This is a genomic window from Thermoplasmatales archaeon (assembly GCA_014361195.1).
Taxonomy (GTDB): Archaea; Thermoplasmatota; E2; order UBA202; family JdFR-43; genus JACIWB01.
In genome coordinates, this window is the sequence record JACIWA010000013.1 from 1 (window position 1) to 10,962 (window position 10,962).

10 protein-coding genes are annotated in these 10,962 nt (G+C 32.8%); all 10 read right to left on the reverse strand.

The genetic code is table 11. The features are described 5' to 3' along the window. Positions 1-59: 59 nt before the first annotated feature. Entirely contained in the window at positions 60-575 is a 516-nt protein-coding gene (gene cas4, locus H5T44_06220; protein ID MBC7081815.1) for a CRISPR-associated protein Cas4, read from the reverse strand. Positions 576-644: 69 nt separating this feature from the next. Continuing rightward, positions 645-3,095, reverse strand: coding sequence for a CRISPR-associated endonuclease Cas3'' (locus tag H5T44_06225; GenBank protein ID MBC7081816.1), 2,451 nt, complete (start codon positions 3,093-3,095; stop codon positions 645-647). Next, positions 3,067-3,786, reverse strand: coding sequence for a type I-B CRISPR-associated protein Cas5 (cas5b, locus tag H5T44_06230; protein MBC7081817.1), 720 nt, complete (start codon positions 3,784-3,786; stop codon positions 3,067-3,069). Before cas5b ends, H5T44_06225 begins: the two co-directional genes overlap by 29 nt. 10 nt (positions 3,787-3,796) lie before the next feature. Further along, the gene (cas7b, locus tag H5T44_06235; GenBank protein ID MBC7081818.1) at positions 3,797-4,789 is read right to left on the reverse strand and encodes a type I-B CRISPR-associated protein Cas7/Csh2; all 993 of its coding nucleotides are present in this window, start codon (positions 4,787-4,789) and stop codon (positions 3,797-3,799) included. After that, positions 4,782-6,617: a type I-B CRISPR-associated protein Cas8b/Csh1 gene (cas8b, locus tag H5T44_06240; GenBank protein MBC7081819.1), complete on the reverse strand. Its 1,836-nt coding sequence runs from the start codon at positions 6,615-6,617 to the stop codon at positions 4,782-4,784. Before cas8b ends, cas7b begins: the two co-directional genes overlap by 8 nt. A 9-nt stretch (positions 6,618-6,626) precedes the next feature. Then, positions 6,627-7,277: a CRISPR-associated endoribonuclease Cas6 gene (cas6, locus tag H5T44_06245; protein MBC7081820.1), complete on the reverse strand. Its 651-nt coding sequence runs from the start codon at positions 7,275-7,277 to the stop codon at positions 6,627-6,629. Positions 7,278-8,307: 1,030 nt separating this feature from the next. Next, positions 8,308-8,538, reverse strand: coding sequence for a hypothetical protein (locus H5T44_06250; GenBank protein ID MBC7081821.1), 231 nt, complete (start codon positions 8,536-8,538; stop codon positions 8,308-8,310). Between the two features lie 451 nt (positions 8,539-8,989). After that, positions 8,990-9,766 carry a class II glutamine amidotransferase gene (locus H5T44_06255; protein ID MBC7081822.1) on the reverse strand — a complete coding sequence of 259 codons (777 nt, stop codon included), beginning with the start codon at positions 9,764-9,766 and terminating at the stop codon, positions 8,990-8,992. 21 nt (positions 9,767-9,787) lie between these two features. Next, complete coding sequence (locus tag H5T44_06260) at positions 9,788-10,552, reverse strand: ABC transporter permease (GenBank protein ID MBC7081823.1); 765 nt, start codon at positions 10,550-10,552, stop codon at positions 9,788-9,790. Positions 10,553-10,590: 38 nt separating this feature from the next. After that, a partial coding sequence (locus tag H5T44_06265) for a DUF4162 domain-containing protein (GenBank protein ID MBC7081824.1) occupies positions 10,591-10,962 on the reverse strand: 372 nt, incomplete at its 5' end.

Here is a 10,962-nt window from a genome sequence, read left to right on the forward strand (position 1 = left end):
CTTTCCTTTTTAGGAGGCCATTTGTAAGTATATAGTAATTTTTCCTAGTCATCGTGATGTTATGACCAACAAAATTCAAGGTAGGCACAGTTTCTACATATTTTCTTCCTTTGAGGCTGTGGAACATCGCCTTTAATTATGGAGTCTATATCTTGGAGAATTTTTTCTAATCTTTTCTCAATATCGTGGGTTAGTCTTATTTCTTTCCTTTTGCGGAGTTTTGGATAATCTATAAAACCTCTAATCTTCTCTATTCCCTTTTCATTTTTCAAATAATAAAGATAGTAAAGCAACTGAAAGAAATGAGCTTTTTCTATCTTGTCAGTTTTCTTGATCTCATGCACTTCAAGAACATCTCCTCTCCTTAAAAAGTCTGCACCTATAAGATCATCAATTATTAAACCCTTCTTTTCCCTTTTATAAGCATTCTCATGTAATAACTTCCCTAATTCAACAACATCTGATTCTTGTTCCATTTGTATATGGTGAGAAAAAAGCCAAAGCTTAGTTCTACATACAAAATAATAATTAACTTGAGTTCCACGTACTAAAAGCTTCCTTACATCTGAAATCATTTCAGATCACGTTGAGATAACATTTAGAGATGTGGATTTATGGTTTAGCTGTGCCATCTGTTTTAAGTTTTATAAAAGTCTCATGGAGATGTCGGTTTGAGGTGGTTGGAATCCAATATCAAGGTTGTACCATTCATTGAGATTTTCTATTGGTACATATCTGAAATCTTCCAATTCTCCAATTGGAGGTAATTGGAATATATCTTGTTTTCCTATGTAATTTATTGATAAAGTAAAGTTATTAATGCATGTTCTAAATTCTCTAAGCTTCTTCTTTCTGGAAAAATCTTTTATTCTTAAAATTTCCTCCAATTTTGCACGGATTTTCTTTATTTCTTCATTTAATTCAATAAAGATAGAAATTGTTCTTACTTTCTCTATTAGGTTAAACTTAGAAGTTTCTGAGAAATCTAATCGTCTTAGATTTTTTATCATTACTTTCGAATCGTCAGAAGATCCTCTTTCTTTTAATAAATGATAATAATTGTTAGCAGACTTAAAAGTAAAATCTTTTTCAGAGATTTTTCTGTTAATTTTGCTTAAAATTTTCTTTGTTATATCCATTAATACAGGATCATAAATATAACTATAGAAAAACCTATCATTTTCATCTTTAAGTATCAATACATGTACTTCGCCCTTTTTTCCATCATAATTTCTATTACATCTCCCTGCTGTCTGTATTATTGAATCCAATGGTGCCAAATCCCTATATATGACATCAACACTTATATCCACTCCCGCTTCTACCAATTGAGTAGTTATTATAACCTTTCTTTTGCTATCTCTTTTGATACGTTCAATTCTCCTCAATCTATACAATGGTAAAATATGTGTTGACATGTTGATTAGCTCTAAATCCGGGAAGTTACAAATTCCATCATTATCTAAAATATCTTCAGGATTTAAATTATATTTGCAGCATAAACTGTTTTTGAGATACTCGTATAAGTCTTTTGAAGATTTTACTGTGTTTAAAACTACCATTATGTTCTCATTGCGTCTTTGGCTTATTTCATTTAAGATGAATTTTTTAAATGAATTGAAATTCCTTTCTTGTAAATCAAAATTAAAATCGACTCGATCGAATGAATTAAAATAAAATTCTTTATTTTTCACTAACTCTTTTATTTCTTCTGCATCAAAAATGAGTGGCTTAGTGGCTGTCATCAATATAATCCAACAATTGAAATGAAAAGCGAGATATTTGAGAACTTTGTTTATGAGTAACCAATACTTGTGGGGGATTGATTGTATTTCGTCTAATAATATAATTGAATTTATGATGTTATGGAATTTTCTTGCTGCTCTATTCTTATTTGTTATAATGCTATGGAAAAATTGTACAAAAGTTGTTATTACGATTTCGGAATGCCAACTTTCAGTCAAGATCAGGGATTTATTGATGTCTTCAATTATATTCAATTCGTGATCCTTCATTTCTTTGTATTTTATATCAGCAAGGTGGTGATGTTTTAAAAAGAGATTGGAGGGTATTTCCGAATTTATCTTTAAATTATTAAAATCCAGAATTTGGGAAATTGTAGATGCGTTTTGGTCTATTATACTTAAAAATGGAAGAGAATAAATTATTCTCGGTTCAAAGTTGTATCTAGATTTTATTTTTTCTCGAAGCCCTAAAGCAAATGAAAATCCTGTCAAGGTTTTTCCTATACCTGTAGGTAAATTAATGGATAAAATTCTATCTTTATCTAAATTGCAAGATGAAAGTTCATTATTAACTTCATTATATGCTTTTTCCCTTATTTTATCTATTCTTTTCTTTTTTACAAATTTTCGAGATTTATATTCGTCCACAATACTCTTTCTTAAGCTTTTGATTCTTGAAGGGATTTTACTTCCGGATGCGTCTATTTTGTCAGAATCTAACAACACAGAATAAAAAAATAATATTTTAAAATAAAAGTCCAGTTTCATTTTTCTTTTAATTTTCTTGACTTTCCTATATATTTCTTCCATTAAAGAATTGATATTTATATCAAAAAACAAGCTCAAATCAAAATCTTTAAGTAATTTTTGATATATTTGCGTAAGTTCATCGATATTTGGCTTAATGTCATCTATTTGCTCTTTTACAAACTTTATCTTTTTTTGATCTTTTAATTTGTTTATTTCATATCTAATATCCTGTATATTTCCATGGTGTTTGTTTATAACAATCCAAGTGATCGGTGGAATATACCAAAATTTATCTATTTTTTCTCTTTCCTCTAGAAATTTTTTAACAATAAAATAACCGAACAAAGAGGATATTAAACTATGATTAGCCTTTTTTGTTCTTTTTCCAGTTGCCAACATCTTTTGAAAAGCCTCTGTTGACTTTCCAAAATCATGGGAAATCCCTATTAAATAAGAAATCTCTGAAAAAAGTTTTTTATGTGGTATGATCTTTGAATTAACTATTTGTTTTGAAAATTCACCTACATTTTTTAAATGTTCTAAAAGGGATTTATTAGGATGTGAATGAAGTTTATAGGAAAACAATGTTATTTTCCCCAATCCGATAAATTAACCCATCACTAACCTTTAAAGGTCTTCCATTTTGTTCGAAGATGACTTGTATGTAATCCAAGACTTTTCTACTGTTATCCATATAAAATGGAATGCTTTCCACAATCCAACGCATACCTTCCTCTAAACAATCGACATTAATTTTAAGATCATCATCCTTCTTTATCACACTTTCTACATAATCTCCAGTAGCAGTTTTTTTATAAACGTCAAATTCTCCTACAAATTTGAAATTTGCTATGAGTTCGCTAAGTCCCATATAAGGGGTAAAAACGCTCTTATGCTCTTCAAGATACTTTTTAAGCTTTCCATAAATCTCTTTATCCTTTATCCATACATAAATCCTATAATAAGGCTCCTTCAAAAATTCAAAAGGAGTCGGAGAACGAGGATTCTCCTTTATGTCCCACAAGAGGAATCCTTTGGAAGTATTTACTAAATTGATATTTACATTGACCTTTTTTATAGGATTTTGGACTCTTATGCCAAATTTTATGTTTTCTCTAGAAAAAATTTCATAATAAGAATCTCTACTGAAACCCAAAATAGCCGCGACTAATCCGTTTAAAGCCGTTATTGGAGGGATAGAATAAGTTAGGGGAGAAGTTGTGGTTTCTATTTTCCGAAAATGGCCGTAATCTCCCCACAAATCGAAAACTAGTGCTTTATCAATCTCCATGATACCACATTCATAAATTCAATGTATTTACTTTTGCTATTTGCTTTAATTCTTTCATTAACTCATTTGCAGTTACTTCTCTCTCTTCAAGTACAAAGCTAACATCTTCATCAAATTGAACATCTATGCCTTCTATTTTCTCTTTGTTATTCTCAAAGACTTCAAGTAATTTGGAAACATCCAATTTTATGTCTGAAATATCTCTTATTGCCCTTTCATCCATGTTATTATCGGTTATCAGTTTTATTTTCCTATCCAAGTCACCTAGGTGGTAATTGTTATCTTTATAAACGACTCTGAGAAGTAAGCGTGGCATTTGTCCAACCTTTGACCTTGTAATAAGGTTTTTAGTCCCATTCCAAAGGCCATCTAACAATAAGTCAACATCTTCTTCCTTTAGAAGTGTTGCTCCGGCGGCGTTTTCGTTTATGATACCATAAAAACATATTAAAGAATATGGAAGAATTTGTGTTTCAATAAATGTTCCCTGTGTTGCCTCTTCCTTTGAAGGCATTACGCTAGTTCCCTTTATGCTCTTAGGTTCAACCTGATGTAAGGATCTTCCAAATTTAAATTGAACAGGCCCTGTTAGAGTTATGGATCTGCCCTTTTCACCTTCTTTAGCTGATTTTAGAGCTATAGTGGCGCCGAATAATCTGAGATCTATGTATTTGTTTAGGAGCAATTTTTTCTCTTTTTCAAATTTTTTGTCATCTTTAACTTCGAGCCTTTTCAAGTCTTTTTGGAGTTCTTCTATTCTTTCTTCCCGGGTCTTTTGTGTTCCATCATCTTTGACATCTTTTATTATGAAAACATTGCAGTCTTTGAAGTCATGTAGATAATCTCTAATTGTCCTTTTTAGTCTTACATCAGTTACTATGTTTATACCAGTTTCTTCGTCTATCCTTGGTTTATTTTCATCGAGCGGATCTCCATTTGGGTTCGCATCTTTGATATCATATAAAAAAAGTATTTCAGACCTATTTTTTACAATATTAGTCATCTTTTAACCTCCTTTTTTTGAAAATGTCTCCTAGAGTTAATCCAAGAGCAAAATAATAACTTATATCATTATTTGATAATTTCCAACCTTCATCTTCTGTTTCAATGAAATATCTGGAAATTTTCTCTTCCAGCCAAGGATATGCAACATTATATTCCCTTAACTTTTCTATGATTTCAGGAAATAACCTTTTAATGTCCGATTTATCTAGTTTAAGTCCTTTAAACTTAGACTGGAATGGGGTAGATTTCCTCTGGGCATATTGTACATCTAGAAGGAATTTAGCTAAAACTCCCTCTAAAAACACGGCCCTTTTTTCAGGGGTGTTAAAAGCTTTTTCAAATTCTCCAAAAAAAGACTCTGGTTTTCCTTCGTGGGAGTGTTTTGTTTCTTTTTTCATATCCATTTTTTTCACCTTCAATAAATTGAGATCATCAAGGAAATGCAATAGGTAGAGAGATTTTAAACACAATAACTTTTCCTTGAAAATTTGATCCCTAACATGTGCAGTTCTTATCTCTCTAATAAACGCATTAATTAAAAAATCTTCATTTATAAATTTTCGAGATAAAATCGCTCCTATCATGCTTAAAAAGTATTTATCGTATCCGCTTGGGAAAAATGTTCTTAAAAAGCCTCCTAAATCCATTTTTTCTAACTTTTTATTATTCCATGAACCATCCAATAAGTCACCAGCCCATTTTTCTCCCATGATTATCTTTAAATTTTTTTCAGAAAAAATAGAAATTTCAATCCCATAAAAGGCATCGAAAAGTCTTTTTATCCATGAAGGAGGGACATCTTCAACATACCCAAAAATATCGAAATAATCTCCCTGTTTTCTCTTATAAAATACAAAAATGAGGTTTATTATATCTTTATTCTCTTTTATGATATCTAATATGTCATCTTCTAAAGATAACAAACTTCTAGCCGTCTTTCTTTTCTCATAATCTTTTATCTCTTCTATGATTTCGTCTTGAATATTGCCAAAAATGAAATATGGAACAAGATAAAATTCGTAGGCGTAAATATTTTTAGATAGGTATTTGTTGATGAATTCTTTACCGATTTGTAATGAAATTCCACAATCTTCACATATTGGCAACTGTTTCCACGAATTTTCTTGAATCAAATTAGATGCGAATCCTTTTTTTTTGACCGTATAAACTGAGAATGGAGACGCAAAACCATATACTTCTTTTTCTCTCTTACAAAGTGAGCACGTTCCAAAGCCCTTTGATTTAATTTCACGATCAAATTTTCTTGTAAAAAACTTTTTGATAGACTCTTTTACAAAAATTTTTCTGAAAATTTCAAAATCTCCAAGATACTTTTCTCTATTTCCTTCTCTTATTTTAACAGTAAAAATGAGCGAATTTCTTTCTTTTTTAGGTATGTTATCTAAAATATTCTTTATATCACCCTTAATATCCCCAGATAATTCTTTTTTACCTTTCACTAAAATTTGATCATGTAATGATTTTATTAAGTCACTTCCCCAAAAATTATTTTGTTTGTTTGCATAAGTTTTAAACCACTTACCCCACCGCCTGTCTAATTTTTCTAATGATGGAGTTTTTGAAGTAGGAACCAGATCAAATAAGTGGTGTGAAAATTGCCTGTACAAATACTTTTTATTTTTACTTTCCTCATATTCCTCTAAATGAGTATCACTATATATCAATTTGTTATTTTTCTTCTCAAATACCACACAAATAACATGTTTGACATTAGATAATTTGTTAGCTTCAATAAAAATTTCTTCTTCACCGATATTTTCCTCATTTTTAATGTATTCTCCTATGTCTTTAACTGCTTCTAACATTTTAACACCTCAAAGAGCAACCATCCCAAATCCCATGCCATTTTTCTCCCCTAATCCGCAATCATATGCGAATTCAATAAGCTTGGGCTCGGCTTCTATCTCGAATCTCATATGATAGGCCCTATGGTATGTCTCCGCATCCTCCTTAGGTATGCTGATTCTTTTCCTTTTTATCGACCGCTGTTCTGGGGTTATTTTAATGTATTCGTCGCCTTTGTATTCTCCATGGAATGCGATGTACTTGTTGAGGAGGTTTTTTTGCAGGTTTTCATAGAACTTAAGATCTGCTGGGTTGAGATCCCATTGTTTCAGCTTCCCATTTTCTTCCTTGAGCGTTCGTGTGATGATAGGGGATAAAGTTTTGAATTTCATTCGCTTTTTTATCTTAGGTTTTTTTAGAAGGCTGACTTTTTCTATCCAAATCTTATTTTTTAGAAGGTTTATTTGGGGATTTGTTAAAAATCCTTCTACAAGTGATTTGATGAATTCTTCGTCTGGTGATGATATGTAGAGGCCTATTTCTCCGTTTTCTGCTATTAGATATTTTTTGAGGGGTTTTCTTTTCATGATTTGGAGTTCTGAGAATGTGAAAAATTTGTAGTTTTTTGTTTGGTGTAATTTTGCTGCAAGGTCTTTGTCGGCTATTTTGTTGTATATCATGGAGTTTATTGCATAATTGTAATTGTATGGTATTCTGAGCGGTTTTTCTTCGGTCTTAAATGATACATGTAATCTAATATTTTAAGCCCCCATAATTTTTTGGGTTTAAAATATTATTTGAGTGAACTATATTATGTGGTGTGTAAACTTATAATATATAAACTTTATGCTAATGTTTATACCATGAACAATTTATATGGTAATATTAGTTTTTATTTGTAAATGGATAAAGTGTCTTCCTATGAATATGGGATGGGTGTATTATCTTTTTTTATTGCAAAGGAAGTATAAAAGTCAAAATAATTTATTCTAACCCAATGATTTGTGGAGTCTCCAAGTTTTTCTAAAAGATTTCTTTGGGGGGATGAATTTCAAGAATTTTACATTAGATTTTGTTCCTTTGTGTCGAATAAGAATGCGGCTGCAAAGACTGTGATTATTGCAAATACCGTAATCACAAGCAAGTTAACTTCCAGTGGAAACACCAATCTTCTAAATAATAGTGAATCTTAAAGCATCAATTGCATAAGATTTCAATCCCATTTTGGTCTGATTTTAACTATCCCCCCATCATTGCACGGACATTCAAAGAAGAAAAATTTCAATCCCGTTTTGCATTTCATAACGGTAGATAAAAGATTCTGCTACTCTCCGTTGATTCCAGCAAATTCTTTATCCGAAAAACATTATAACGACAATAAATTGCCGGAATCCATTATCTATTATTCCTCTGGCGCTTCTATCGCTTTCTTTTGGTTTTTTTCCAAGTTAACGAAATTCTTTAAATATAAATCCCGTCTTTCTGCCTCTGATACCCTTTCATCACCCAACTCCATCTTCCAACACCATCATAGTAGCGTAAACCTTCGTTTTCCTCTTATTCTTCAATATTTCCAAGAGCCTTTCTGAAACCTTTGCCTGTCCATGAACTATTCTCGGGAATTCTTCTATTTCTTGGCTGTCTGGATCTTTGATTACACTAGCAAAGTCAAAACCATAATTACGTGTGAAAAATCTGACAGGAATAAAACTAAAACCACCAACAATAAGACCATATCTTAAATTGAGGATAAACCTCCTTATGCTTCAAAGCTTTCGTTGAATAGACTAAAATATCATGTGTAGTTAGACTATTGTACTTTGCTTCGATTACAACAAGAGGTAAATCTCCCTTCTTAATTAATATATCATTTTGAAATGCCAGCCTACCCCTTTTAGGTTTTTGGGGTAGTTCAAATTTTAAATCTTCATTAACAATCACTTAGTAAAACCATCTAATTTATCTTCCAATTTTTCGCACAACATATCCACAAAGGTACTTTCATTCATTTTTATCACTAAAGGTTTAAATTATTAACCCTTAATTTCGCGGTCATTAGATCATTGAGTAGAGTCCTAAAGAGCTCTTCAAGGGCTTTTTTCTTATTTTCTTCTGATTCTATTTTTTTATCAATCTTAAATAGATTTTTTGCGATTTGTTTTTTGAACGGGTAAAGGAATCTTAAGGTTTTTCTAAGACACTTTTTTGGGACTCTTATGTCTTCCAGTACTTATTTTGTATCATGACGGGTATGGAATGTCTACATGTACTGTTGTAATTGGTGCATTTAGTGATACTTGCTCGGTATATCAGTGAATAGGCATGACATTTAGTATCTGCGTAAGATGAGGTAGCTATTCTCTTAGTATTTGCAGTTTCTTGGATCTATTTGTTAAGGGTAATGATAGATTACTTTTCCATCCTTGTAGACTCTTAATTGTCCGTGAGAGAATTTTTCCCATTTTTCGTTGGTCAGTGGATGGCTGGCTATGATGTAGCCCTCTTGATCTGGACTTTTCTCATCAGCCAAGTTTATCTGATAATCATCGTCTCTTAGGGTTACGGGGCCATAGGGCGCTTTCCGGTGGAGTTGGTATAAGCCGTTGTATCCATTTTGGTCATGGTAACAGAAGAGATGTTTGCCATCGGATAATAGGCAGTTAAGGGAGTTAAAAGTTCCATGCTGGTTGATATCATTGAGAATAGTCCAAAGCCACTTATATTCTGTTGTTCTTTTGAATGTAACCCCTTCTTTACTGATTTGGTCCATGATGTGGCAGAATGCCATTTCGGAGTCTGTGTCCCCTATTGGCTTATATCTTCCTCCTTGCCAGTTGATAGATAAGTTGCCATTATGGGCGAATATGTAGTCTCTCCCATCCCATTCCCTCTGAAAAGGGTGGGTGTTCTTATAAGTCACATTTCCTGCACTTTTATATCTGATGTGGGATATTATGATCTTGGACTTGATTGGGTCATAATTTTTTAGGAATTTGGCCAGTGGACTTTCTCTGGAGGGTGTGGGCTCTTTATACACTTGGGCGGATTTATCTGGATAGAAGGCCAATCCCCAGCCGTGGGGGTTATATTTTGATCTTAGACTAAAACCCCTCAAGGAGAAGGAGGGCTTCACTTCTTGGTTAAAACATAGTCCTAATAGTTCACACAAAATCAATCACTCCTTTCTATTTTACATTAGGCTTTGTTCTTTCACGTTGAATATGAAAGCTGCTAAAAAAACCATTATAACAGCAAATATGCTGATAATTGCAAAATTAATCTCAAGGGGGAGCACAGACCTTCTAAGTATTGTATAACGTAATGCATCCACGCCATAAGTTAGAGGATTTATATAGACTGCATTTTTTAACCATGTTGGCAAGCCGGTAATAGGGAATAAAGCCCCGCTCAGTAAGAAAATAGGCAGTACTATGAAGCTCATTATAAGGTTGAATCCTTCCATGCTATCTGTGAACGCTGCTATCATGAGTCCTAACCCGCCAAAACCTAATGATATTATCAATGAAAGTATCATAGTTACAATGAAACATGCTGGCGTCATTGTGACCCCTACGAGGAATGATAACAATAATAGTATGGTTGTTTGTATCATTGAGGCCGTGCTTATACCCAAAGCTTTTCCAAGGACTATTGATGGTCTTGATATCGGCGCTACCAGTATCTCTTTGAGGAAACCATACTGTCTGTCTATTATTACTGAAACTCCTGAGAATATGCTTGTAAATAGTATGGTTTGGCCTATTATGCCCGGGTAGATAAATGCTCTGTAGCCTCCCGGGACTGCTGCGAATCTTATTGAAGCTCCAAGCCCGGTTCCGAATATGATTAGCCAGAGCAGTGGAGTTACGATGGAAGTGACTATCCTGGATCTGTAGCGTAGGAATCTTTTCATCTCCCTTAACCATATGGTGTATATTCCCTCTATTTCGCCCATATTCTGCCCTCTAGGTTAAATTTTTCTTATCCCCCATTTTATGTTTCTGTTATTTTGTTTCCTGTGTATTTTATGAATACATCTTCTAGTGTTGGATGTTCCAGTTCTACTGATCTTATGTTGAAATTTTTTTGTGTTGCGAAGTTCACTATCTCCGGTATGAGGTTTTCACCCCTCTCTACTAACAATTTCACTATATCCTGTGTGTTGTAAGCTTCTTTCACCCCAGGTAATCCTTGGACTTTCTCTACAAATTCCCTGGGCCTTTCTACCTTTACTTTTATTGTGTCTGCTTTTAGTTCTCTTTTGAGTTTTGCTGGTGTGTCTGCTTTTATGATTTTTCCACGGTTCATTATGGCTACTTTGTCGCAGAGTTTGTCGGCTTCTTCCATATAGTGTGTTGTGAGTAG

Bases quoted from the DNA above. Each gene is read 5' to 3' on its own strand.
- cas7b (MBC7081818.1), bottom strand. From the start codon at position 4,789: ATGACTAATATTGTAAAAAATAGGTCTGAAATACTTTTTTTATATGAT.
- cas6 (MBC7081820.1), bottom strand. From the start codon at position 7,277: ATGATATACAACAAAATAGCCGACAAAGACCTTGCAGCAAAATTACAC.
- H5T44_06260 (MBC7081823.1), bottom strand. From the start codon at position 10,552: ATGGGCGAAATAGAGGGAATATACACCATATGGTTAAGGGAGATGAAA.
- cas8b (MBC7081819.1), bottom strand. From the start codon at position 6,617: ATGTTAGAAGCAGTTAAAGACATAGGAGAATACATTAAAAATGAGGAA.
- cas4 (MBC7081815.1), bottom strand. From the start codon at position 575: ATGATTTCAGATGTAAGGAAGCTTTTAGTACGTGGAACTCAAGTTAAT.
- cas5b (MBC7081817.1), bottom strand. From the start codon at position 3,786: ATGGAGATTGATAAAGCACTAGTTTTCGATTTGTGGGGAGATTACGGC.